Source organism: Mesorhizobium sp. Primo-A (assembly GCF_003997175.1).
Classification (GTDB): Bacteria; Pseudomonadota; Alphaproteobacteria; order Rhizobiales; family Rhizobiaceae; genus Mesorhizobium; species Mesorhizobium ciceri.
In genome coordinates, this window is the sequence record NZ_RZTG01000001.1 from 333,752 (window position 1) to 357,187 (window position 23,436).

Sequence of the window (23,436 nt, forward strand, 5' to 3'; positions counted from 1 at the left end):
CTCAATGGCAACGACCTATTTCACATCAGATCACGAGTGGCTCCGCGTCGAGGGCGGCATCGCCACGGTCGGCATCACTGATTACGCGCAGGAGCAGCTCGGCGACCTCGTCTTCGTCGAACTGCCGGAGACGGGAAAGAAATTGACCAAGGGCGACACCGCCGTCGTGGTCGAATCCGTCAAGGCGGCGTCCGATGTCTATGCACCAGTCGACGGCGAGATCACCGAGGCCAACGGCACGCTGTCGTCGGATCCGTCACTGGTCAATTCGGCCGCAACAGGGGCCGGCTGGCTGTGGAAGATGAAGCTTGCCGACGAAAGCCAGCTCGCCGGTCTCATGGATGAGGCCGCCTACAAAGCCCATATCGGTTGATATCAGGACTTATTGAGATGACCGCAGCACCCTACCCCTTCTCGGCCCGCCATATCGGTCCCGGCCTCAACGATACCAGAGCCATGCTGGCCGCCATCGGCGTGCCCTCGATCGAGACGCTGATCAGCCAGTCCGTCCCGAAGTCGATCCGGCTCGATCGGCCGCTTGCCCTGCCGGCACCAGCGAGCGAGGCGGAAGCGCTGGCTGAGCTTTCGGCTGTCATGGCCGGGAATACGGTGCTGAAGAGCTTCATCGGCGCCGGTTATCACGGCGTCCATGTGCCGCCGGTTATCCAGCGCAATCTGTTCGAGAACCCGGCCTGGTATACGGCCTACACGCCCTATCAGGCCGAGATCAGCCAGGGCCGGCTGGAAATGCTGTTCAACTTCCAGACCCTGGTCACCGAACTGACCGGCCTGCCGGTGGCATCGGCGTCGCTGCTGGATGAAGCAACCGCCGTGGCCGAGGCGGTCGGCATTGCACTGCGCCATCACCGCGACAAGCGCACCAAGGTAGCACTTGCCGGCACGCCGCACCCGCAGACGCTGGACGTGGTGCGCACCCGCGCCGAGCCGCTCGGCATCGAGATCGATGGCGAGACGATCGACGACAACACCGCCGCCCTGCTTGTCTCCTGGCCGGATACATTTGGCGTCTATGGCGACCACAAGGCAGCGATCGACAAGGCACACGCGACCGGCGCTCTCGTCGTCTTCATCGCCGACCCGCTCGGCCTGACGCTGACCGACGCGCCGGCCAAGCTTGGCGCCGACATCGCAGTCGGCCCGATGCAGCGCTTTGGCGTGCCGATGGGCTTTGGCGGCCCGCACGCGGCCTATTGCGCCGTCTCCGACAGGCTGACGCGGCTGATGCCTGGCCGCCTGGTCGGCCAGTCCACCGACAGCAAGGGCCGGCCCGGATACCGGCTTGCCTTGCAGACGCGTGAGCAGCATATCCGCCGCGACAAGGCGACCTCCAACATCTGCACCGCGCAGGCGCTGCTCGCCAATATGGCGACCGCCTATGCCATCTGGCACGGCCCCGCCGGGCTGCAGGCGATTGCCGGGCGCATCCACACGCTGGCCAATCGTCTTGCCGCCGGGCTCAAAGCAGCAAACATCTCCGTGCTCGGTTCAAGCCGCTTCGACACGGTGACGGCCGAGGTGAAGGGCAAGGCAGCTTCGATCGCCGCCGCCGCTGAAAAGGGCGGCAGATTGCTGCGTGCCGTCGATGCCGACCACATCGGCATCGCCTTCGACGAAACCTCCACCGAGGCCGATCTCGACGCAATCGCGGCCCTGTTCGGCGCCAAGGCTGGCGCCTCCGCCGACAGCACGGTGCCCGGCAAGCCGCGCGGCAAGGAGTTCCTGACCCAGCCTGTTTTCCACGAAAACAAGTCGGAAACCGAGATGATGCGCTTCCTGCGCCGGCTGGCCGACAAGGACCTGGCGCTCGACCGCGCCATGATCCCGCTGGGATCCTGCACCATGAAGCTCAACGCCGCCGCCGAGATGATGCCGGTGAGCTGGCCGAGCATTGCCAATCTGCACCCTTTCGCCCCGGCCGCGCACTCGGCAGGCTACCGCGCCATGATCGGCGAGCTGGAGGGCTGGCTGTCGGAGATCACCGGCTTCGACGCCGTCACATTGCAGCCCAATGCCGGCAGCCAGGGCGAATATGCCGGACTGCTCGCCATCCGCGGCTATCACCGCTCTCGCGGCGACAACCACCGCACCGTCTGCCTGATCCCCTCCTCGGCGCATGGCACCAATCCCGCGAGCGCGGCGATGGCTGGCATGAACGTCGTCGTCGTGCGCTGCACCGAAGACGGTAACATCGACATGGACGACATGAAGGCCAAGGCGACTGAGCATGCGCAAAATCTCGCAGCGCTGATGTTCACCTATCCCTCGACGCATGGCGTGTTCGAGGAAGGCGCACGCGATCTCTGCGCGCTGATCCATGAGCATGGCGGCCAGGTCTATTTCGACGGTGCCAACCTCAACGCGCTGGTCGGGCTTGCCCGTCCCGGCGACATCGGCGCCGATGTCTGCCATATGAACCTGCACAAGACCTTCTGCATTCCGCATGGCGGCGGCGGACCCGGCATCGGGCCGATCGGCGTCAAGGCGCATTTGAAGCCGTATTTGCCCGGCCATGTCACCGAAGGCTCGGCGCACGCCGTCTCCGCCGCCCCCTTCGGCAGCGCCTCGATCCTGCCGATCACCTGGATGTATATCCGCATGATGGGCGCCTCGGGCCTGAAGCAGGCGACCGAAACAGCGATCCTTTCCGCCAACTACATCGCAACGCGGCTCGGTGCGCATTTCCCGGTGCTCTACAAGGGCAGGCAGGGACGCGTCGCGCATGAATGCATCCTCGACACCCGTGTGCTCAAGGAGAGTGCAGGCATCAGTGTCGACGATGTCGCCAAGCGGCTGATCGATTATGGTTTTCACGCGCCGACCATGTCCTTCCCGGTCGCCGGCACGCTGATGGTGGAGCCGACCGAGTCCGAGCCCAAGCGGGAAATCGACCGCTTCTGCGAGGCCATGATCGCGATATCGGCAGAGGCAGCAAAAGTCGCCAGGGGCGAATGGCCTTTGGCCGACAATCCGCTGGTCAACGCGCCGCACACCGCCGCCGAGGCGCTGGCCGGCCAGTGGAACCATCCCTACTCGCGCCTGGAAGCGGCCTATCCGGCCGGCGACGCCGACACGGCAGCCAAGTACTGGCCTCCGGTGTCACGCATCGACAATGTCGCCGGCGACCGCAACCTGGTCTGCTCGTGCCCGCCGCTGTCCGACTATCTGGGGGCCGCGGAGTAATTTACGCTGAGCGCAAGGCCGGCTTGATCGGCTCGGCCTTGCCCATCCTCTTGCGGCTGATGACGCAATTTCGTCCGGCGCGTTTGGCGGCATAGAGCGCCGCGTCTGCCTCGGTGAGCACGTTGTCGAGGCTGCTGCCGCTTGCCTCGCCAAAGCCGATGCCGCCGCTGACCGTGCTGCGCAATTTGCCGAGCTGGGTGGGGACGATTTCGGCGCCGAAAGCCACGCCGATCTTGCTGGCGAGATCGTAGGCCTTTTCGTCCGTCATCCGCGACATGACGACTGCGAACTCCTCGCCGCCAAGGCGAAAAGCGTCGACGCCGGGCCGGGCATATTTCTTGATGACGGCGGCAAAACGGCACAAGACCTGATCCCCAACCGGGTGACCGTAGACATCGTTCGTCCGCTTGAAGTGGTCGAGGTCGAACATGACGATAGACATGAATGGACCGAAACTCCGCTCGCCGTAAAGCGACGTCAATGCCCGGCGGTTCAGCAACCCTGTCAGCGGGTCGGTCATGGTCTCGGCCTTGAGCTCGATCTGCGCCTGCAGATGATGGAGGGAGAGCGTCAATGCTCCGAGCCCGGTCATGCAGGCCACCGCCACGACGGAATTCAATCGTTCGGCCCAATTGTCGGGCGCAATCGCGAGCGTCCATTGCCCCTTGGTCAGCAGAACCACGCCGCAAAGCGCAAACGACATCGCGCAGGTGCCGCTCAGAAACGAAACCACCAGCAGGATGCGGCGATCGTGACTGCCGTTGATCCAGAACATGGCGCCGATCGCCGACAGCAGCGCCGTCACCGTGGTGTAGGTGATGATGAAGCCAACGCCGTCAAAGCCAAGGAAAGTGACAGCGGCACAGATAGTCATGGCGGCAAGCGCCGGTGCAACGGCGCGCCTGTAGCCGGGCACGCCGAGATATTGCATGGCCGACAAGCAGAGGATCAGGAACCCCAGGCTGAGCAGCGCAAGCACGATCTGGCAAAGCAGCGGATCGGGGTCCTTGGTGTACCGCCAGAACAGGATCACATGCGCGACGAGCACCAGAATTCCGCACGCCACCGTCAGCACGAAACCTGCCTTGGGTGCGGTGAACCAGATCGCAAACATGGTGACGCTGAGGCATATGCCCGACAGCGCGGCTGCGAGCAGGAGCGAACTGAAGTCCAGCATATCGGGCAAGGGCCTCTCGAGCGTCGGCGGTTGCGCTGCATTCTAGGTCAGCGGCTGCCCCCAGATACGGATTTTCAGGCGATCCATCGATGCAACCTGCAGATAGGGTTTACAAAGCGTCGATGGCACGTGTCCCGAAACCGGACCATTGGACGCGAGATCAACCCTTGTTCAGGAGAGCGAGGTTGGCGTTGACGACGGTGGGATCGGCCATGCCGGCCTTCGCTTCGAGCAGCAGCGCCTTGGCCTTCTTGCGATTGCCGCGCAGCAGTTGCGAATAACCCATATTGTTGACGATCTGCGGCCTGCGACCGGCGACTTTCAGAAGCTGGCCGTAGGCACGGTCGGCGAAGTCGAAGCGGCCGAGTTCATCATAGGAAGCCGCGAGCCCCATCCAGGCCTCCGCATTGTCGGCCTTCAACTCGACGGCCTTGCGGAAGTGCTTTTCGGCGAGGCCGTAATTGGCGTCGCGAAACTGCGCCTTGCCTTGCGCCAGATCGGAGGTTTCGGTGTCTTTAGCCGCCGGTTGGATGGCGGTGGTCTTGGTGGTGTCGACGCCACTCGTCGAACAGCCAGACATCATCAAGACGGCCGCCATCGTGGCCATTGCCGGGAAATTATTGTGACGCATGCCCCTGCCTCATCGCCCGATTTGCCGGGTCGTTCTTCAGGAAACACAATATATCAGCGGCGATTAAACTTCGGTGCCGAAACGCCGCCAAAATTCGGCTTCGGGCACACCAGCCATTAACCACCAGGCCGCGGTGCTTCAGTCGCAGCCAGCGGCGTCCTCACGGCTCCAGGGCTTTGAGCCCCGCAGGAGCCGTATACCGGCTGCCGTCATAGCGCAGCCGGTAGGTTTGGCTCACGGACTTGCCGGGATGGGACTGGCACTCGCCATCCTTGTCGGGCAACGGATTGTCGGTATCCATTCGCTCGACCACCGTTATGTCGTGGTAGCCATGATGTTTGGCCGGGCTCATCGCCAGGCTAACCCGACTGGTATGGAAGGATCCGGCGCAATTGGTATCACCCTCGCCGCCATTGCCGGCCACGACCAGGCCATCGAGCACCATCCTCAGGGAATCGCCATCGACGGCATAGAGCCGCAGGTCGGTTTCACTGAACGGATTAGGCAGCGAATTGTTTGCCATTTCGATGCGCAGGCCAAAGGCAGTAACATCGGGCGCCAGCGCATAGCGGCCGGTATCAAGCTCCACCTGGCGGATGGCGATGGCATCATCATTCATCAGCCCGGGCTGGAGCAGGCGCTGGCGCACCTGCCGGCTCTTCCTGTCGACAATCAAAAGCTCGATATCGCCGGCATGCGCGTAGTCGCTGGGTTGGGACCCGTCCATCAGCGGCACTGCGACCAACAGCAGGTCGTCATGGGCGGGCCAGATCTTGCAAGCCAGCCCTGGCGGATCGCCATACGCGAATGTCAGGGCAATGCTGGTGTGGGGTTCGAGCGTGAACGAGGTGCCGTCGGCGCTCTTTCGAGCTTTGGGATAGGCCTGCTGCACCAAGGCGGCGGCATCGCCGCAATCGCCGGCCACGGCCCAGGCGGGCGACAGGCTGGCCGCGGCAAGGCCAAGGAAGAGGGTGCGCAGCAGCATGGACTTTCTCACCTGCAAAGCCGGGTTCGGTCAGAACAATGGTTTGTCAGCCCCTTGCTAGGGCTTTTGTGGAGCGCTCGCTAGTGCGCCGTCATTTTGACGATGACTGGAATGGCCGCGATCATCAGCACCACCGGCAGGATGCACACAACCACGGGCACCGACATCTTGGCAGGCAGAGCGTGCGCCTTTTCCTCGGCCAACGACATACGCTTATGGCGCATGTCGTCGGAGAAGACGCGCAGCGCCCCCGACAGGCTGGTGCCGAGTTCCTTGGACTGCTGCAGCAGCGTGGCGAAGGAACGCACCTCGTCCAGGCTGAGGCGATCGGCGAGCGCCTTCAGCGCATCGTCGAGGCTGCGCCCGGCCCTCAGCTCCAGCGACACCAGCTGCAGGTTCTGGCTGAGCGCGGGATAAGTCTTGGCGAGTTCCTTGGAGACGCGCTCTATGCCTGCCTCCATGCTCATGCCGGCATCCGAGCAGACAATCATCAGGTCCATGAAATCGGGAAACCCGTTGCGGTACTCACGCCTGCGTTCCCGCACTTTCTGGCTCAGCATCAGGCCGGGCAGGAAATAACCGGCCGCGCCCGACAGGATGACGAATGTCCAGCGGCTGGCCATCGTTGCGTCCGGACTGGCCATCCAGCGGTTGAGCACAAACACACCGATTGCCGTGCCGATCATCGCGGTGAACCGGATCAGGAAGAACGTACCGACAGCGCGCGGCTCCATGTAGCCCGCCTGGATAAGCTTCATGCGCAGCCGCGCGACATTTTCCGGATCGCTCCTGGCGTAGAATTCCTGCGCCCGCTTCACCGCCTTCTCGCGCACGATGCCGGTATTCTTCTTTTGCACCGGCTCCGGTTTGGCGGCCACGGGACCGTTGTCGACCCTGAGCCGGCGCATGACCTCGTTGCGATCGCCCTTCGCCATGACAACAGGCCAGGCAACAGCGGCAGCACCCACCGCCAGCAGCAGTATGGCCACCGGCATCAATGAGGTCGGCGCAAGCGAGGCGAGGAATTCGATGAAGCCCTGCATGTCAGAACTTGAAATTCGACATCTTGAACATCATCAGATTGCCCAGCATCAGCCAGGTGATCGACGCGCCAAGCAGATACCAGGTCTTCGGCTCGCCCCAGACGTCGCTGTAGAAGCCCGGCATCAGTGCCATGATGGCGGCAAACAGCAACGCCGGCACGGCCGTCAGAATGTAGGCCGACATCCGGCCTTCTGTCGCAATGGCGCGCACCTTGCGGCGCAGCTTGCCACGCTCGCGAATCGTCGTCGCCAGGCCGTCGAGGATCTCGCGCAGATTGCCGCCCGAACTGGTCTGGATCGAGACGGCGGTGACGAACAACGGCAGATCCTCCTGGCCGACCCGGTCGAACAGCGAGTTCAACGCCGAAACCAGATCGGATCCGTAGGTCACTTCGTCGGCGATGACGCCGAACTCGCTGCCGATCGGGTCGGGCATCTCGCGCGCCACCATGGCGATCGCCACCGGCACCGGGTGGCCGGCCTTCAGGCCACGCGTGATCAGTTCCAGCGCCTCCGGCAACTGCATGCCGAACCGCTTCAGCCGGCGCTTGCGCTTGAAACGCAGCGTCAGCACCGGCAATAGCGGCATGAGCACCACGAACAGGACGAACCCCATCAGCGGCGGCAAGCCGTACCAGATGGCGACCAGGGCCATCGCCATCGCCACGCCGCAGGTGATCATCAGGAATTTCGACAGCGGCATGATCATGCCCGACTGGGTTCGCAGCGCGCGAAACCGGTCCGCCGAAAACAGCGGCGTGCCCGCGTCAAGGCCGCGCTCCTTGCGCAGTTGGACGAGCACCTGCTCCTGGCTGATCTTGTTTTCCTGCAGCCTCATGCGCCGGTTGATGGCGGTGCGCTTGTCGCTGCGGCCGGCATAAAGCAGGTAACAGGCCTCGGCGATCAGGATGCCGGTCAGCGCGGCCGCGGCATAGACGACATAGATCGCGCTCATTCCATCGAACACTTGGCTACTCCTGCGGCCGGCCGGGTTCGAAATATCGTCCGGGAAACTCGATGCCCATGGCGCGCAGGTCCTCGAGGAAGCGCGGCCGGATGCCGGTCGCCTCGTAGTGGCCCAGAATCTTGCCGTCGGCCTCCATGCCGGTGCGCACGAAGCGGAAGATCTCCTGCATCTGGATGACATCGCCTTCCATGCCGGTCACCTCGGCGACACTGGTCACCTTGCGCTTGCCGTCGGACAGGCGCGTCAGTTGGACGATCAGGTCGAGCGCGCTGGCGATCTGGCTGCGGATCGACTGCACCGTCATCGGCATGCCGGTCATGCCAAGCATCTGCTCGAGCCGCGAAATGGCGTCGCGCGGCGTGTTGGCATGGATGGTCGCCATCGACCCTTCGTGGCCGGTGTTCATTGCCTGCAGCATGTCGAAAGCCTCCTCGCCGCGGCATTCGCCGAGGATGACGCGGTCGGGGCGCATGCGCAGTGCGTTCTTGACCAGGTCGCGCTGCTTCAGCTCGCCATGGCCTTCGATGTTGGCCGGACGTGTTTCCATGCGCGCGACATGCGGCTGCTGCAGCTGGAGCTCGGCCGCGTCCTCGATGGTGATCAGCCGCTCGTCTTCCGGAATGAAGGCCGACAGTGCATTGAGCATGGTCGTCTTGCCGGTGCCGGTGCCGCCCGAAATGATCGTCGTCTTGCGGGCATGCACGGCCGCCGCCAGCACTTCGGCCATGTTCTGGGTGATGGCGCCGAATTCGACCAGTTTATGCAGGCCGAGCTTGTTCTTGGAGAATTTGCGGATCGACACCAGCGGGCCGTCGACCGCAACCGGGCGGATGGCCGCGTTGAAGCGCGAGCCGTCCAGCATGCGGGCATCGACCATCGGCTGCGATTCGTCGACGCGGCGACCGACCGCGGCGACGATCTTGTTGACGATGCGCAGGAGATGCGCCTCGTCCTTGAACGGAATGTGGACCGGCTGCAGCTTGCCTTTCTTTTCGACAAAGCAGTTCATGTGGCCGTTGATCAGGATATCGTTGATGTCGGGATCCTTGAGCAGCGGCTCGAGCGGACCGAGGCCGACCATCTCGTCGACGATGTCGTCGACCAGCGCATCAAGCTCGACGGTGTTGATCGCCATCCGCTCCTGCTTGGTCTTTTCCGAAACGAAGTCATGCACTTGCCGGCGCATCTCATCCTTCGGCAAACGCTCCAGCGCGACAAGATTGATCTCTTCGAGCAGCAGCCGGTGGATACGCACGCGCGCATCGAGCACCTTGTTGGCATTCTTTGCCAGCGCTGCTTCCGGCTTTGCCGGCAAAGCCTTTCGGCTGGTTGGTATGACGACGGCATGATGGGCGACCGGCGTCGTCTCATGCGCGCGCTGCGGACGCGCATCGCGGTTCTGCAGGGTGGAGAAGCGGCTGGTCATCCGGCTTTCCTCTTCAGCAATCCACGGCCCATGCCAAACAGCGAGCGCGATTTCGCCCGGGTCGGGACCGCTTCTTCCGGCAGGATGATCTTCTTCAGATCGTTGACGACATTGGCGTTGGGATCGATCTCGTGCAGCGGTACGCCGCGATCGACTGCTTCGCGCACCAGCCGGTAGTTGTTGGCGATGCCGCCGACGAAATGCTCGCCAAGGATTTCCTGGACGTCCGCCTGCTTGATGCCGTTATCGAACATCTTCTGTTCGAAACGGTTGACGATGACGTTCGGCTTCACTTCCTTGCCGGCCGTCTCGTAGACCGCCTGGATCAGCCGCTGGGTGTGGCGCAGGCACGGCACCGTCATTTCCGCGACGATGTAGAGCTTGTTGGAACCGAGCAGCACGGTCTCCGTCCATGGAAACCAGGTGCGGGGCATGTCGATGACGACATTGTCGAAATAGGCCGAAACGAGATCCAGCATGCGCACCACGACATCGGTCTTGAACGAGCGCATCTCGGCTGGATGCGCCGGTGCCGCCAGCACGCAAAGCCCGCTGGCATGCTTGGACAGCATCACGTCGAGCAGTTGGCGGTCGAGACGCTCGGGCTGGTTCTCGATCTCGGTGATGTCGAAACGCGGTTCGAGGTCGAGATATTCGGCACAGGCGCCCTGCTGGAAGTTGAGATCGACGACGCAGGTCGAGGCTCCGCGCGTCACCGAGTGATGCAGCTGGAAGGCGGTCTGCAGCGCCAGCGTCGTGGTGCCGACGCCGCCCGCCGCAGGCATGAAGGTATAGATTTGCGACTCGGTGTTTTCCTCGCGCCCGGGCCCTTGCAGCGCCCGTACCACGGAGCGCACCAGATCGGCCGTGGTGATCGGCTTGACCAGGAAATCCGCGACCTTGAGCTGCACGAGAATACGCACCGCGGCCGCGTTGAACTCCTGGGTGACGACGACGACCGGAACCTTGTCCTCCAGCCGACGCATGATGCGCTGCAGCGACTCGACCTCCTCCAGCCTTGCCGCATCCATGTCGACGATGATGGCGCCGAAGTCGGCTTCCTGGATCTCACCGCGCAACTCGGTAACGTTCTTCTCCACCGTCGAGAGCTGTATGATCTCGGAGGCGGAAAATGCGGTGCGCGTGTCCTGCGCAAACGTCCTGTCGGTCGATACGAGCAGGATCTTCCTGGTCTTGATGCCGTTTGCCATTCTGTCAGCCTGTCAGGTCGCCCGTTGACCAGTTGCCCGTTGAATCAGTTGCCTGTGGTCGACTGCGACGCCTTGGCACCGGCCGCCTGATCGGGTGTGACAGCCGCGGCACTGCCTCGTTGGGCCGGCACCAGGAGCCTGGTGTTCTGGACCCCGTATTTCCAGGGATCGACCATCTGCATGACGGTGTTGGCGGCCTGCGCATTGCCGGCGCCGGCCGTTGGCCCTTCGCTGCGCACATAGTCGTCGCTGGTGCAGCCAGCGGCAAAGCCGGCCAGCAGCAAGGCGACGCTCGATCCAAAGACCAGACGCATGGCTTCAATCCTTCGGCAGGTCGAGGAAATGCCCAGCCGAAGCGGCCGCTGCAGGTTGAGTGACGCGGCCGTCTGCCAGCGCCACGGTGCGACCGGCATCGGAATCCTTCACTTCCTCGGTGTTGTTGAGAAAATAGTCGGCATTGCTGGCCGGCTGCGTGCCATCTGTCGGCTCGACGAGCTTCTTCGACGGATCGACCGGCTTGACCAGATAGGGCGTTACGATGATGACGAGGTCGGTCTCGCGCCGCTGATAGGATTTGGACGAGAACAGAGCCCCAAGCACCGGCATCTTGCCGAGGCCCGGAATGCGCGACGTGGTGATGTCGTTTTGCGACTGCAGCAGTCCAGCGATCATGAAGCTCTGGCCGTTCTTCAGGTCGACTGACGTCCTGGCACGGCGCACGATGAAGCCAGGAACCGAGATCGTCCCGATATTGTAGGAGGCCGACGCATCGATCGAGGAGACTTCCGGCGCGATATCAAGGCTGACCAGCCCGTCTTTCAGAACCGTCGGCGTGAAATCCAGGCTGACGCCGTATTTCTTGTAGCTGACCGAGATCTTGCCGTTGTCCTCCGAGACCGGGATCGGGAACTCGCCGCCGGCGAGGAAGCTCGCCGTCTGACCGGACCGGGCGATCAGGTTCGGCTCGGCCAGTCGCCGCGCCAAGCCGCGCTCCTCCAGCGCCTTGATGGCAATATCGATCGATACGCCGTTCGATAGGAGACGACCGATGATCTCGCCAGTACCGGCCGCCGGCACTGTGCCCGGATCGATCGAGACGTCGCGGCCGCCAAGGCCATAGGCGAAATTGGCGGCGTATTTGGCACCCAGATCCTGGCCCGCCTGGCGGTTGATCTCGACAAAGCGGACGTTGAGCTGGACCTGCTGCGAAGATGAGATGTTGACCGAGTTGATCACCTCCTCGGCACCGGAAAAGCGCGTCGCGATCTTGTTTGCCTTTTCGGCGGCGACGGCATCGTCGGCCTCGCCCGACAGCACGACACGGCCATTGGCCGATCCGACCTTGATCCTGGCATCCGGCACGCTGGCGCGAATGGTGCTGGCCAGTTGGTCGGTGTCGAGCGTCACCTCGATGTCGACGGTGCCGACAAGCTGCTTTTTCTCATCGAACAGCGCAATCCCGGTGGTGCCGAGATTGTTGCCGAGCACATAGAAGGATTTGTCGGTCAGCGGATTGACGTTGGCGATCTCCGGATCGCCGATGACGATCTGGTAGAAGGCAGCACTGGTGATGATCGTCTTCGGCTTGCCCTTGGCAACCTTGATTGACGCATTCTTGGTCGACGACACGTAGACGACGTCGTTGTCAGCTCTCGCCGCCGAGGCGCCCAAGGCCAGCATCACCGCAGCGGCCAGCGAAGACGCGACAGCCACGGCGCGCAAAACGCGCAACCGCGTCATGACCCGATATATGAACAGCCCGAACATTGTCCCGTCCCTCACCCAGTCCCCACTGGTTTATTTCTGGTCCCGCGAAGGAACCTGGTATTCCTCGGCCTTCGTGCCGCGCGTTACGATGACCGTCTTGAACTTCGGTTTCTCCGGCTCCTTGGTGACGGCGTCGAACACCGAGCCGGCCGCGGCCTGCACATTCGAGGCGACCGATCCGCCGAAGGAGGAGATGGTGGTGACGCCGCTCTTGCCGTCAGCGCCTTCGCTGGCGGACCGAAGCGACAGCGAGAGCGTGCCGACGGTGCGGGCCAGCGCTACTTTCTGCGCGCCGTCCGTCGTCACCTCGATGGTCACCGAATTGGAAATCTGCGGCGTCGTCTGGCGCTCGTCGGCGCCCTGCCCGACGCTCAGCACCTTGGCATCGGCGACAACGATCTCGGAGGTGATGGTGGAACCGGCAGCGCCTTGCGCATTCTTGGCCACTTCCTGAATTTCGCCGGCATCGCGCGTCAGCACCACGTCAACGCGGTCACCGGGCGTGACGAAGCCGCCGACTCCGGCGATCTCGTCGGTGCGGATGGTGACCGCCCGCATTCCGGGCGTCATCATGTTGGAGAGCGTCGCGCGGCCATTCGGGCCGGACAGCTTGGCCAGCAGCACCGGTTCGTTGACCTCGATCGGCGACAGCACCACGCGGCTGCCGTCGGCGAGCAACGCATTGATGGTGGTGAAGGCGCCCTGCGGCACGGACTCTTGCGACCACGGGATTTCGCTGAGCTGCGCGCGGTCGAGCTCCATGCCGTAGCGCAACGGGGCATTCGCCACCACGATGGTCTTGAATTCGACTTTCGGCACGACAGGTGCCGGAATCGACGACGTCTTCTCTTCGGAATCGGCCTTGGCCTGGCTTTTGACCCAGAAATCCGCGGCAAAGATCGAGATCGCGCCGAAAACGGCGGCGATGCCGATCATCGATATGGCCTTGCCCCTCACGCCTAAACCCCTGATATCAGCAGTTTCTTATTTAGTTGGGCTCACGTTAGGCGGCATTGTTAAAGAATCAGGAATCCCGGGCGTTGGTATCGGATCTATTTCCGCCGGCTTGGTTATCGAATGGTTTTGGGGTAAGAGGGCCCAGATCCCCGAACGGAACAGGAACCTCGGTCGCTTGGCGCTGAAAAGCGTGGCAGTATCGCGAGGTGATTCGCAGCACCGGAACCTATGGCAGGCATGGACGACAGCAACGATCTCTTCGGCAATATGGACAAGCAGCCGCAGCCGGTGCGTACCGCTGCGCGCCCGGCGGATCCACTGGTGGTGCAAGCCACCAAGCGTCCTGCCTCGACCAAGGACGGCAGCGAGGGCTATAGCGCCGCCGACATCGAGGTGCTGGAAGGGCTGGAGCCGGTGCGCCGCCGGCCAGGCATGTATATCGGCGGCACGGACGACAAGGCGATGCACCATCTGTTCGCCGAGGTCATCGACAATTCGATGGACGAAGCGGTTGCCGGCCACGCCACCTTCATCGATGTCGAGCTTTCGGCCGACGGCTATCTCGCCGTGACCGACAATGGCCGCGGCATCCCGATCGATCCGCACCCGAAGTTCAAGAAGCCGGCGCTTGAAGTGATCATGACGACGCTGCATTCGGGCGGCAAGTTCGACTCCAAGGTTTACGAGACATCAGGCGGCCTGCATGGCGTCGGCGTATCCGTGGTCAACGCGCTGTCGGACCATCTCGAGGTCGAGGTCGCGCGGGGACGGCAACTCTATCGGCAAAAATTCTCGCGCGGCGTTCCCGTGACCGGCCTGGAACAGTTGGGCGAGGTCCACAACCGGCGCGGCACAAAGATCCGCTTCCACCCCGACGAGCAGATTTTCGGCAAGGGCGCGGCGTTCGAACCGGCGCGGCTCTACCGTATGACGCGCTCGAAAGCCTATCTGTTCGGCGGCGTCGAAATCCGCTGGACCTGCGATCCGTCGCTGATCAAGGAAAAAGACCAGACGCCGGCCAAGGCGGAATTCCATTTTCCCGGCGGCCTGAAGGACTATCTCAAGGCATCGCTCGGCGACGACTTCCAGGTAACGCGCGAGATTTTCGCCGGCAAGAGCGAGAAACAGGGCGGCCACGGCTCGCTCGAATGGGCGGTGACCTGGTTCGGCGGCGACGGCTTCATCAATTCCTACTGCAACACCATCCCGACCGGCGAAGGCGGCACCCACGAGGCCGGCTTCCGCAACGTTTTGACGCGAGGCCTGCGCGCCTATGCCGACCTCGTCGGCAACAAGCGCGCGTCGATCGTCACCTCGGAAGACGTCATGATCTCGGCGGCGGGCATGCTGTCGGTGTTCATCCGCGAGCCGGAATTCGTCGGACAGACCAAGGACAGGCTGGCGACGATCGAGGCAATTCGAATTGTCGAGACCGCGATCCGCGATCCGTTCGACCATTGGCTGGCCGACAATCCGCAGGAAGCCTCGAAGCTGCTCGAATGGGTGATCGCACGCGCCGACGAGCGGGTGCGCCGGCGCCAGGAAAAGGAAGTGTCGCGCAAGAGCGCGGTGCGCAAGCTGCGGCTGCCGGGCAAGCTCGCCGACTGCACGCAGAATGCCGCGGCCGGTGCAGAACTGTTCATCGTCGAAGGCGACTCGGCCGGCGGCTCGGCCAAGCAGGCGCGCGACCGCGCCAGCCAGGCCGTGCTGCCATTGCGCGGCAAAATCCTCAACGTCGCCAGCGCCGGCAACGATAAGCTGGCGGCCAACCAACAGATTTCGGACCTGATCCAGGCGCTCGGCTGCGGTACGCGTTCGAAGTACCGCGATGAGGATCTGCGCTACGACCGCGTGATCATCATGACCGACGCCGATGTCGACGGCGCCCATATCGCCTCGCTGCTGATCACCTTCTTCTATCAGGAGATGCCGGCGCTGGTGCGTGGCGGCCATCTCTATCTCGCCGTGCCGCCGCTTTACTCGATCAGGCAAGGCGGCAAGGTCGCCTATGCCCGAGACGACGCCCACAAGGACGAGCTCCTGCGCACCGAATTCACCGGGCGCGGCAAGGTGGAACTGGGCCGCTTCAAGGGTCTGGGCGAGATGATGGCCGCCCAGCTCAAGGAAACCACCATGGATCCGAGGAAGCGAACGCTGCTCAGGATCGATGTAATCGACGCCGAGACGGCGACCAAGGACGCCGTCGATGCGTTGATGGGCACGAAGCCGGAGGCCCGCTTCCGGTTCATCCAGGAACGCGCCGAATTCGCCGAGACGGAAGTGCTGGATATCTAGCCGCCAGCCGGTCCATAACAAGGCTCCAGCTGCGGAGACGAGCATGTGACCAGGACGCGGCTGAAAGGCTATTTCGGGACGAGTTTAGCCGGGTTGACGCAGCCGACGCGCTCCGACTGGATCTTTGCCTTGCGCACCGTTTCAGCCGGCTTGATCGCGCTGCTGGCAGCCTATGCGCTGAAGCTCGACCATCCGCAATGGGCCATGATGACGGTGTTCATCGTCGCCCAGCCGGTTGCCGGCATGGTGCTGGCGAAGGGCTTCTACCGGCTGCTCGGCACGCTGGTCGGCGGCATCGCCGCGATCGGCATCACCACCGTTTTCGGCACCAACCCCTGGGTGCTGGTGACTGTGCTTGCCGTCTGGATCGGCATCTGCACCTTCGTCTCGTCGCTGCTGCGCAATCCGGAAGCCTATGGCGCCGCCCTGGCCGGCTACACCGCAATGATCATCGGCCTGCCCGCTTTCGGACAGCCGCATCTCGTCGTCGACCTCGCTGTCGCGCGCTGTGCCGAGATCGTGCTCGGCATCGTCTGCGCCGGCCTGACCAGCCGGCTGATCCTGCCAAAACTGGCCAGCGACGCCATCGTCTCGCGCCTGAAACGCTGCATCCTCGATCTTGCCACCTATGCCGGCGGTGCGTTCTCCGGCGGCGACCCGGCAACGCTGTCCGCGCTGCACCGAAAGCTGGTCACGGATACCCAGACGCTCGGCGAGATGCGCGCCTATGCCAGGCTCGAGGCGCCGAGCTTCGCGCCGCGCGCGCATCCGGTCCGGCGCACGATCGGACAACTGCTCTCGGCGCTGTCGGCGGCACGTGCGTTGCATTCGCATGCCGCTCCGAAGAATGCGGCGCTCATTCCGGTGCGTTCGGAGTTGCAAGCCCTTGTCGGTGAAATGGCCGCGAAGCCCGGCGCGCTGGACGACACCACGCCTTGGGTGGCGCGGCTCGACACCATCTCGGCCAAGGCCCGGCAAATGCCCGATGCCTCGACCGACCAGGGCGACGACAGGGTCGGCACGATCACCCGCCTGACCATTGCCGCCGATTTCGCCGATGCGCTCAAGCAGGTGCTGCGCGGCCTCGATGCCCTGCGTGCGCCTGCCACGCGCCCGGCCAGGGGCAGCAGGCAGCCTGCGCTGGTGGTGCATCGCGATTACGCCGGCGCATCGCGCAACGCGGTGCGCGCTGCCCTTGCGACGCTGCTGGTCGCGGCCTTCTGGTTGACGACGAAATGGTCGGAAGCCGCCGGCACGGTCATTCTCGTCGCCGTCGTGTCGAGCCTGTTTGCTGCTCGCCCCGACCCTGTGCAGGTCGCCTGGGGTTTCTTCAAGGGAACGCTTCTGGCGCTGCCCTTTGCCTTTCTCGTCGGCCAGATCGCATTGCCCGCCCTGCCCGGCTTCGGCTGGTTCATGCTGTTTGTCGTGCCGATCCTGGTGCCGACGGCGCTGGCCATGGCCAATCCACGCTATGTCGGCGTTGCGACGGCTTTCGCCATCAACTTTCTCGCCTTCCTCAGTCCGCACCAGGCGATGACCTACGATCCCGGACCCTTCTTCGCCGGTTCGGCGTCGATCCTGGTCGGCATCCTGCTGGCGATCGGTGTCTTCATCGTCGTGCTGCCGGCCGATCCTTGGCTCGCGGCCAACCGCATCGTGCGCGCCATGCGTGAGGATCTGGCGCGGCTTTGCCTGCATGAGCGGGTGCCGAGGCGGTCGGCCTTCGAGAGCCTCGCCTACGACCGCATCAACCAATTGATGCCGCTGGTGCAGAATGCCGGTCAGAAAGGCGATGCGGTTCTGGGCGGCGGCGTCGCCGCCGTCACCGTCGGCCTGGAGGTCCTTCGGCTGCGCGATGCGAGCCAGAGCCATGCCATCCCATCCGAGACCGCGCTTTCGATCGCCAACTTCCTGAGAGGGCTGGCGCGCGAACTGCTCTTCCGCGCCCCCGGCGATCCGCAGACATCAACCGTCACCGTCGCCCGGCAATATGCGGCTGGTATTGCCCAGCGAAACGGTACCGGGGAATTGCTGCAGATCGCGGCATCGTTGCGCATCATCGCCGCCGCGATGGAGGATTTTCCGGATTTTTTCGCCAGGGATAAAGGCTAGGCGGCCGCTATCGCCAGCGCGTGGCCGCGTGCGTTTTCGCGCAGCGCGTCGAGATGGATCGACTTGACCAAGGCGGCGAGATCACCCTCGGCGGATTGACCGCCCACTTCCTTGAGCATCAGCCAGCTTACCTCCTGCACACCGGCGACGCGCTTGCCGTTGGCGACCTCGCGCCAGATCTTCAGCGCACGCAGGATGATGGCGTGCGTGGCGCCGGCGAGCCCGGCGCTGCGGAACAATGCCTGCAAAGCCACGTCGTGCCCGCCGGCCAGCAGCGCCCTAACCCTTTGTTCGGACTGCTGGCTGAGCGCAACCAGTGCCGAGCCGAAGAAATCGACCTTGCCATGCGCGATGGTGCGGATGAGGAAGCTCGCGGTGAGGTCGCCACGCAGCCTGAGATGCTCGATCAGGGCCGCATGTTCTTCCGTGCGCGTGCCTTCGATCAGCGTCACCGAAGCCTTGACGCAGGCGTCGCGCATGACGCGGTCGGCTCGCGCCGCGCCCATCATCGCCATCACCAGTGGCGACGTTTTCAGCATTTCGCCAAGCTTGACGAGCAGCATATGCCGGCAGTCGGCCGGCAGCCTGACATCCGATATCAGCGCCTCGCGCACCAGCGGCAGGTGCCCATGCCGTTCGGCCATGCGGCGGAAGCTGAGCGAGGCGATGTCGGCGCCGCTGTTGGCGAGCAGCACGGCGCAGGCGTCCGCCTCGCCGATCTCGGCGATGGCCGCCGACAGCGCCATCGAGACGAGCGGCCGGTCTGCGATCAGTTTTTGCGTCGCCTTCGGACTCGAAGCCACGCGGTTGATCAGGTCGGCGTCGGTGAGCAGCGGCGAGCGCGCCAGCACCACGCCGGCGACTTCCGGCTGGTCGGAGGCCAGCACGCTGATGATCTGCATTGGCGCGTGTTGGCTCATCGACAGCGCCTCGGCCATCGCCAGCCGCACCTTTGACGAGGCATCGTCGAGCAACAGTGTCAGCGCCGCCTCTGCGGCGCAGCGGTCCTCGAAGGGCAATTCGGAATTGATGTAGGCTCGGGCCAGAGCGCTCGCCGCCGCGGCGCGCTCCGACACCTTGGCCGTGTAGATCCATTTCAGGAAATGCGAAACAACAACCATGCCCGCCTGCTTACGCCCCTTGCCGGAAGGTTCCGACCCCACTGACGACCGTAGGCAGAATTGGTTTACGAACCGTTCACCATGTTCATTAACTGGCTTGCGAGGCTGATTTGCAGCGCCTATCAACCGTCAAGCACCTGAGGAGAGAGAAATGGCCGGACTTTATCTCGAAGAGTTCGTCGTCGGCCATGTCTTCCAGCACACGCTGCGCAAGACCGTTACCGAAAGCGACAACATGCTGTTTTCGGTGATGACGCTGAACCCGCAGCCGCTGCACATCGACTTCGATTTCGCCACCAAGAGCGAATGGGGCAAGCCGCTGGTCAATTCGCTGTTCACGCTCGGGCTGATGATCGGCATTTCGGTCAATGACATCACCGTCGGCACCACGGTGGCCAATCTCGGCATGAAGGAAACCGTGTTTCCGCATCCGGTCTTCCATGGCGATACCGTTCGCGTCGAAACGACAGTCATCTCGGTGCGCGAGTCCAGGTCGAAGCCCGATCGCGGCATCGTCGAATTCGAGCATCGCGCCTACAACCAGCATGGCGATCTCGTCGCCAAATGCACCAGGCAAGCCATGATGCTGAAGAAGCCGGCCTGATCATGCGCTCGCTGCTGTTCGTCCCCGGTGATTCCGAGAGGAAGCTGGAAAAGGGTTTTGGTGCCGGCGCCGACGTGGTCATCGTCGACCTCGAGGATTCCGTGGCGCCGCACAACAAGGCGCTGGCGCGCGTCGTAGCGGCGCGCTTCATCCTGGAACGCAGGGCACAAACGACTTCCGCCATCTATGTCAGGGTCAATGACCTCGCGACCGGGCTGACGGATGACGATCTGGCGGCGCTGGTTCCGGCGAAACCCGACGGCATCATGCTGCCCAAGTCGAACGGCGGCCAGGATGTGCAGCACCTGTCGGCAAAACTCAGGGTGCGCGAGGCCGAAAAAGGCCTGGCCGACGGCGCGATCAAGATCCTGCCGATCATCACCGAAACGCCGGCAGGCGTGCTGGCGGCGGCAACCTATGCCGGGACCAGCGCGCGGCTTGCCGGGCTCACCTGGGGCGCGGAAGACCTGTCGGCGGCGCTCGGCGCGCGCAGCGCCCGCGACGAGCATGGCCGCTACACGGACGTGTTCCGTCATGCTCGCACCATGACCATACTCGCCGCCGGTGCGGCGGAGGTCGCGGCGATCGACACCGTCTTCCCAAATTTTCGCGACATGGCGGCCTTCGCCGCGGAGTGCGCCGAGGCCGAACGCGATGGCTTCACCGGCAAGATGGCGATCCACCCCGATCAGGTGCCGGTCATCAACGCAGCCTTCACGCCGTCGGCCGAGGCGGTGAGACAATCGGCGGCAATCGTTGCTGCGTTCGCGGCAGCGGGAAGCCCCGGCGTCGTCGCTATCGACGGCAAGATGTTCGACCGCCCGCACCTGCGGCTGGCCGAGCGGCTTCTGGCGCGGGCGAAGGCGGCAGGTGTTTCCGCCTGAGCGCCTGCTACCAAACCAATGGAATCAGGCGGTAACGGACCCGGGCCACATAGTCGTCATAGCCGCGCAGACCGGCGCGAAGCGTTTTCTCTTCGATGAAGGTGCGGATGGCCAAGAGAACGACGAGCACGAGCACCGACGCCAGCCCCCACCAGGAACCAAGCAGAAGTGCCGTGCCGGCGAAGAAGAGGATGGCGCCGGCATACATAGGATGGCGGACGTAGCTGTAAGGCCCGGTGGAGATCACACGTTGTCCGCGTTCGTCCTGGATCTTGACCACGGGCGCCGCAAAACTGTTCTCCAGCATCGTCAGATAGCAGATCCAGATTCCGAGCAGCAGGACCAGTGCGCCGACCACCTGCACCCAGACGGGAACCGCCGACCAGCCGAAACGCACGTCGAATCCCATGAATATCTGAGAACCAAAGATGGCGAGCAGAAGTATGGACAGCAGCACCTTGTCGGCCGCGTCCTGATTCTTCTGGATGGGAGAGCTCAGCCGCTCATTCATCAGACCGGGATCGCGCCTCGCCAGCGCCACGCCCAAGGTGAGACTGAGGCCCACCATCCCCACCAGATAGACCCAGGCCCCCGGCCAATGCAGCGTGCCGGCCGACAGGAAGAGCAAGGCGCCCATGGCGACGAACCAGACGAATGTCTGAAGAACCAATTTCGCGATCATGATCGACCTGCCTTGATATCCGCTGATGATTGGTATTTTAGACCATTGGTCTACCATACAGACCACTGGTCTATAGTTCAAGCGAACCTTCGACCCGAGGCTCCGAACTCCAGCTTAACAAAAGGCTTGCGGCAGTCGGTTGTGTTGGCGGCTTTTTGCCGGGCAGCCTTCCACGATAGGAATTTTTTCTTGACTCGGTGATCTCAGCTATGGTACATTTTTGCCCATGGTGCTGATTTGCGCCAGTGACCCGCCGCACAGGCGGGTTTTTCGTTTGATGCTCCGTCAGCCAACGCGCAAGCGGAGACTCCGAAGGGACCCGTTAACCCGAAATCCGTTGCCCTGGCTGCCGACGTCGGGACTGGACGGGAGCAGCCATCACGTGCAGAAAGTTCGTCATGCCCCGTGTCATCAAGCATCCAGAACTCAGGCGAGAAGAACTTCTGGATCATGCCCAGACCCTGTTCCTGACCCAAGGCTATGACAAAGCGAGCCTCAATGACGTGATTGCGTCCGCCGGCATCTCGAAGGGTGCTTTCTATCATTACTTCCCCTCCAAGGAGGCTCTCCTGGAGGCATTGGCCGATCGCTTTGCAAAACAGGCACTGGCTGGGGTCCAGGACATACTCCACGATCCCGGCCTCGACCCGCTTGGCCGCCTGAATGGCCTGCTCAGCCAGTCGCGGCGGGCCAAGATCGAAACCGCGCCGGAAGCTTGGGCTCTTTTCGAGACGATGTTCCGGCCTGAGAATCTGGTGCTTTTCCACCGTATCAATCTGGCCGCCAGCGCGTCGTTTTCACCGCTGCTGGTCAAGGTCATCAGGCAAGGAATCGAAGACGGCACCTTCAGGACCTTCGATCCGGAAGGTGTCGCCGACATCGTCATGCAATTCGGCATGGCCACGCGTGATGTCGTCGCCAAGGCCATTGCCGGCGGCAGCGACGCCGACATGGAGGCCGCGATCGAAGTCCTGGAGAAACGCGTCAGGCTCTACGAGATCGCCCTCGACCGCATACTGGGCCTGCCCGATGGAAGCATTCGGATCGGCGAGCCCGGCTATGTGCGCACCGTCATGACCGCCAGGCGGCGAACGAGTTCCGGCAAGGCGCGGTAGCTGGCCGAGCCTGATATCTAGTCCTTGTCCCAGCGCGGCCGGCGCATCGAAAACACCTCGTCGACGCTGGCATAGTCCATATAGCCGAGACGAGCGACATTGCCGGCCTTGGTGATGTCGAACAGGCCGTCCGTCAGGAAGGCGTCGTCGATATGCACGCCGACCACTTCACCGGCGACGATAACGGCACTTGTCGGCGACCCGTCCAGGGCCTTTGGCCGAAAAACTTCAGTCACCCGGCATTCGAGCGCGGCCGGCGCTGCCGCCACGCGCGGCGGGGCGACCAGGCGCGACGGCGCCATGGCAAGATCGGCATAGACGAACTCATTGACGCCGCGCGGAGCATTGACCGACGTGCGGTTCATCTTCTCCGCGAGATCGCGGCTGACCAGATTGGCCACGAACTCGCCGGTTTCCTGGGCGAAGGAGGCGCTGTCCTTCTCGCCTTCGGAGGAGAACCAGACGATGAAAGGCCGCGTCGAAACGGCATTGAAGAAGGAATACGGCGCGAGGTTGATCTCACCAGCCCTGTTCAGTGTCGAAATCCAGCCGATCGGACGCGGCGCCACGATCGCCTTCGAAGGGTCGTGCGGCAGGCCGTGGCCCTTTGAAGGCTCGTAGAACATTCAGCCGACCCACGGCCCCGAATAGTCACTGTACAGCTTTGCCGGATCGGGCCGGGGCCGCTCCGGCGCCGGGCCGGCATAGGAGCCGATATGGATGAAGCCGATGACCCGCTCCTGCGGCGCCAGCCCCAGCAGTGCCCTGCCCTCCGGCACATCCGAATACCAGTTGCTGATCATGTTGGTGCCAAAGCCCAGCGCGTTGGCTGATATCATCAGGTTCATCGCCGCCATGCCGCCCGACAGGAACATTTCCCATTGCGGGATTTTTGGATTCTCCCTGGGGACAGATACGACGCCGATCACCAGCGGTGCGCGCGAGAACCGCGCCAGTTCCTGATTGCGGCGGCCCTCCGTCAATGGGCCCTCCCGCTGCTCGGCAAGTGCTGCCAGTTGCCTGCCGATCTCGACGCGGGCGTCGCCACGGTAGAGGATGAAGCGCCAGGGCTCCAACCGGCCATGATCGGGCACCCGGGAGGCAGCAGTGATCATTGTCGCGATCTCCGCATCGCTCGGCGCCGGCTCCTTCAGATCTGGAATCGGTGCGGAGTTTCGGGTCAGCAGGAAGTCGATGATCGGCGACGCCATGGGCGCAAGTCTCCTGGACATTCTGTTTTGAGCTGAAGCGCACCATC

General features: G+C 63.5%; 21 protein-coding genes. 7 read left to right on the forward strand and 14 right to left on the reverse strand.

Annotated features, from left to right (window positions below; translation table 11 throughout):
• The first annotated feature begins 4 nt into the window (after nucleotides 1–4).
• On the forward strand, nucleotides 5–373 hold the full coding sequence (gene gcvH / locus EOC83_RS01495; protein ID WP_013531953.1) for a glycine cleavage system protein GcvH: 369 nt from the start codon (nucleotides 5–7) through the stop codon (nucleotides 371–373).
• 17 nt (nucleotides 374–390) lie between these two features.
• Nucleotides 391–3,201: an aminomethyl-transferring glycine dehydrogenase gene (gene gcvP / locus EOC83_RS01500; protein WP_063167887.1), complete on the forward strand. Its 2,811-nt coding sequence runs from the start codon at nucleotides 391–393 to the stop codon at nucleotides 3,199–3,201.
• 1 nt (nucleotide 3,202) lies between these two features.
• Here gcvP and EOC83_RS01505 read toward each other — a convergent pair whose 3' ends face one another.
• The 10 genes from EOC83_RS01505 to cpaB all read right to left on the reverse strand — a co-directional run bounded on the left by EOC83_RS01505 (nucleotide 3,203) and on the right by cpaB (nucleotide 13,365).
• A complete protein-coding gene (locus tag EOC83_RS01505; RefSeq protein WP_063167886.1) occupies nucleotides 3,203–4,378 on the reverse strand; it encodes a GGDEF domain-containing protein in 1,176 nt (391 codons plus the stop codon).
• Nucleotides 4,379–4,538: 160 nt separating this feature from the next.
• Complete coding sequence (locus tag EOC83_RS01510; protein WP_013531956.1) at nucleotides 4,539–5,009, reverse strand: hypothetical protein; 471 nt, start codon at nucleotides 5,007–5,009, stop codon at nucleotides 4,539–4,541.
• 160 nt (nucleotides 5,010–5,169) lie between these two features.
• Nucleotides 5,170–5,994: a hypothetical protein gene (locus EOC83_RS01515; protein ID WP_013531957.1), complete on the reverse strand. Its 825-nt coding sequence runs from the start codon at nucleotides 5,992–5,994 to the stop codon at nucleotides 5,170–5,172.
• 80 nt (nucleotides 5,995–6,074) lie between these two features.
• The gene (locus EOC83_RS01520; protein ID WP_063167885.1) at nucleotides 6,075–7,037 is read right to left on the reverse strand and encodes a type II secretion system F family protein; all 963 of its coding nucleotides are present in this window, start codon (nucleotides 7,035–7,037) and stop codon (nucleotides 6,075–6,077) included.
• Between the two features lies 1 nt (nucleotide 7,038).
• The gene (locus tag EOC83_RS01525) at nucleotides 7,039–8,004 is read right to left on the reverse strand and encodes a type II secretion system F family protein (RefSeq protein ID WP_027162569.1); all 966 of its coding nucleotides are present in this window, start codon (nucleotides 8,002–8,004) and stop codon (nucleotides 7,039–7,041) included.
• 4 nt (nucleotides 8,005–8,008) lie between these two features.
• A complete protein-coding gene (locus EOC83_RS01530) occupies nucleotides 8,009–9,430 on the reverse strand; it encodes a CpaF family protein (RefSeq protein ID WP_024505345.1) in 1,422 nt (473 codons plus the stop codon).
• On the reverse strand, nucleotides 9,427–10,641 hold the full coding sequence (locus EOC83_RS01535; RefSeq protein WP_013531961.1) for a CpaE family protein: 1,215 nt from the start codon (nucleotides 10,639–10,641) through the stop codon (nucleotides 9,427–9,429). The genes EOC83_RS01530 and EOC83_RS01535 overlap by 4 nt, the downstream gene beginning before the upstream one ends.
• A 44-nt stretch (nucleotides 10,642–10,685) precedes the next feature.
• Nucleotides 10,686–10,955, reverse strand: coding sequence for a hypothetical protein (locus tag EOC83_RS01540; protein WP_013531962.1), 270 nt, complete (start codon nucleotides 10,953–10,955; stop codon nucleotides 10,686–10,688).
• Between the two features lie 4 nt (nucleotides 10,956–10,959).
• Nucleotides 10,960–12,381, reverse strand: a complete 1,422-nt coding sequence (locus tag EOC83_RS01545; RefSeq protein WP_244514347.1) for a type II and III secretion system protein family protein — start codon at nucleotides 12,379–12,381, stop codon at nucleotides 10,960–10,962.
• Between the two features lie 57 nt (nucleotides 12,382–12,438).
• Nucleotides 12,439–13,365 (reverse strand): Flp pilus assembly protein CpaB, encoded by a 927-nt coding sequence (cpaB, locus tag EOC83_RS01550; RefSeq protein WP_244514296.1) that lies wholly within the window; start codon nucleotides 13,363–13,365, stop codon nucleotides 12,439–12,441.
• Nucleotides 13,366–13,602: 237 nt separating this feature from the next.
• On the opposite strand from cpaB, the gene parE reads away from it, so the two are divergent.
• Entirely contained in the window at nucleotides 13,603–15,660 is a 2,058-nt protein-coding gene (gene parE / locus EOC83_RS01555; protein ID WP_013531965.1) for a DNA topoisomerase IV subunit B, read from the forward strand.
• A gap of 45 nt (nucleotides 15,661–15,705) precedes the next feature.
• Nucleotides 15,706–17,772 carry an FUSC family protein gene (locus tag EOC83_RS01560; protein WP_063167882.1) on the forward strand — a complete coding sequence of 689 codons (2,067 nt, stop codon included), beginning with the start codon at nucleotides 15,706–15,708 and terminating at the stop codon, nucleotides 17,770–17,772.
• Here EOC83_RS01560 and EOC83_RS01565 read toward each other — a convergent pair.
• On the reverse strand, nucleotides 17,769–18,893 hold the full coding sequence (locus EOC83_RS01565; RefSeq protein ID WP_063167881.1) for a DUF2336 domain-containing protein: 1,125 nt from the start codon (nucleotides 18,891–18,893) through the stop codon (nucleotides 17,769–17,771). The two genes, EOC83_RS01560 and EOC83_RS01565, sit on opposite strands and share 4 nt — an antisense overlap.
• 151 nt (nucleotides 18,894–19,044) lie before the next feature.
• On the opposite strand from EOC83_RS01565, the gene EOC83_RS01570 reads away from it, so the two are divergent.
• Together EOC83_RS01570 and EOC83_RS01575 are read left to right on the forward strand one after the other, a co-directional pair.
• On the forward strand, nucleotides 19,045–19,497 hold the full coding sequence (locus tag EOC83_RS01570) for a MaoC family dehydratase (RefSeq protein ID WP_063167880.1): 453 nt from the start codon (nucleotides 19,045–19,047) through the stop codon (nucleotides 19,495–19,497).
• Nucleotides 19,498–19,499: 2 nt separating this feature from the next.
• Nucleotides 19,500–20,381 (forward strand): CoA ester lyase, encoded by an 882-nt coding sequence (locus EOC83_RS01575; RefSeq protein WP_063170219.1) that lies wholly within the window; start codon nucleotides 19,500–19,502, stop codon nucleotides 20,379–20,381.
• 7 nt (nucleotides 20,382–20,388) lie between these two features.
• Here EOC83_RS01575 and EOC83_RS01580 read toward each other — a convergent pair whose 3' ends face one another.
• Nucleotides 20,389–21,063 (reverse strand): isoprenylcysteine carboxylmethyltransferase family protein, encoded by a 675-nt coding sequence (locus tag EOC83_RS01580; RefSeq protein ID WP_013531970.1) that lies wholly within the window; start codon nucleotides 21,061–21,063, stop codon nucleotides 20,389–20,391.
• Nucleotides 21,064–21,461: 398 nt separating this feature from the next.
• Here EOC83_RS01580 and EOC83_RS01585 point away from each other — a divergent pair, with 398 nt between their 5' ends.
• On the forward strand, nucleotides 21,462–22,178 hold the full coding sequence (locus tag EOC83_RS01585; RefSeq protein ID WP_063167879.1) for a TetR/AcrR family transcriptional regulator: 717 nt from the start codon (nucleotides 21,462–21,464) through the stop codon (nucleotides 22,176–22,178).
• A gap of 17 nt (nucleotides 22,179–22,195) precedes the next feature.
• Here EOC83_RS01585 and EOC83_RS01590 read toward each other — a convergent pair whose 3' ends face one another.
• Both EOC83_RS01590 and EOC83_RS01595 read right to left on the reverse strand, forming a co-directional pair.
• Nucleotides 22,196–22,804 (reverse strand): flavin reductase family protein, encoded by a 609-nt coding sequence (locus EOC83_RS01590; RefSeq protein WP_024505354.1) that lies wholly within the window; start codon nucleotides 22,802–22,804, stop codon nucleotides 22,196–22,198.
• The gene (locus tag EOC83_RS01595) at nucleotides 22,805–23,389 is read right to left on the reverse strand and encodes a nitroreductase (RefSeq protein ID WP_024505355.1); all 585 of its coding nucleotides are present in this window, start codon (nucleotides 23,387–23,389) and stop codon (nucleotides 22,805–22,807) included. It lies immediately after the preceding gene.
• Between the last annotated feature and the right edge of the window lie 47 nt (nucleotides 23,390–23,436).

Excerpts from the sequence above, each read along its gene's own strand:
- EOC83_RS01565 (WP_063167881.1), bottom strand. The coding sequence starts at position 18,893 with ATGGTTGTTGTTTCGCATTTCCTGAAATGGATCTACACGGCCAAGGTG.
- gcvP (WP_063167887.1), top strand. The coding sequence starts at position 391 with ATGACCGCAGCACCCTACCCCTTCTCGGCCCGCCATATCGGTCCCGGC.
- EOC83_RS01545 (WP_244514347.1), bottom strand. The coding sequence starts at position 12,381 with ATGACGCGGTTGCGCGTTTTGCGCGCCGTGGCTGTCGCGTCTTCGCTG.
- EOC83_RS01570 (WP_063167880.1), top strand. The coding sequence starts at position 19,045 with ATGGCCGGACTTTATCTCGAAGAGTTCGTCGTCGGCCATGTCTTCCAG.
- EOC83_RS01530 (WP_024505345.1), bottom strand. The coding sequence starts at position 9,430 with ATGACCAGCCGCTTCTCCACCCTGCAGAACCGCGATGCGCGTCCGCAG.
- EOC83_RS01510 (WP_013531956.1), bottom strand. The coding sequence starts at position 5,009 with ATGCGTCACAATAATTTCCCGGCAATGGCCACGATGGCGGCCGTCTTG.
- gcvH (WP_013531953.1), top strand. The coding sequence starts at position 5 with ATGGCAACGACCTATTTCACATCAGATCACGAGTGGCTCCGCGTCGAG.
- EOC83_RS01515 (WP_013531957.1), bottom strand. The coding sequence starts at position 5,994 with ATGCTGCTGCGCACCCTCTTCCTTGGCCTTGCCGCGGCCAGCCTGTCG.
- EOC83_RS01590 (WP_024505354.1), bottom strand. The coding sequence starts at position 22,804 with ATGTTCTACGAGCCTTCAAAGGGCCACGGCCTGCCGCACGACCCTTCG.
- EOC83_RS01585 (WP_063167879.1), top strand. The coding sequence starts at position 21,462 with ATGCCCCGTGTCATCAAGCATCCAGAACTCAGGCGAGAAGAACTTCTG.
- EOC83_RS01595 (WP_024505355.1), bottom strand. The coding sequence starts at position 23,389 with ATGGCGTCGCCGATCATCGACTTCCTGCTGACCCGAAACTCCGCACCG.
- EOC83_RS01520 (WP_063167885.1), bottom strand. The coding sequence starts at position 7,037 with ATGCAGGGCTTCATCGAATTCCTCGCCTCGCTTGCGCCGACCTCATTG.
- EOC83_RS01580 (WP_013531970.1), bottom strand. The coding sequence starts at position 21,063 with ATGATCGCGAAATTGGTTCTTCAGACATTCGTCTGGTTCGTCGCCATG.
- EOC83_RS01540 (WP_013531962.1), bottom strand. The coding sequence starts at position 10,955 with ATGCGTCTGGTCTTTGGATCGAGCGTCGCCTTGCTGCTGGCCGGCTTT.
- EOC83_RS01505 (WP_063167886.1), bottom strand. The coding sequence starts at position 4,378 with ATGCTGGACTTCAGTTCGCTCCTGCTCGCAGCCGCGCTGTCGGGCATA.
- parE (WP_013531965.1), top strand. The coding sequence starts at position 13,603 with ATGGACGACAGCAACGATCTCTTCGGCAATATGGACAAGCAGCCGCAG.
- EOC83_RS01575 (WP_063170219.1), top strand. The coding sequence starts at position 19,500 with ATGCGCTCGCTGCTGTTCGTCCCCGGTGATTCCGAGAGGAAGCTGGAA.
- EOC83_RS01535 (WP_013531961.1), bottom strand. The coding sequence starts at position 10,641 with ATGGCAAACGGCATCAAGACCAGGAAGATCCTGCTCGTATCGACCGAC.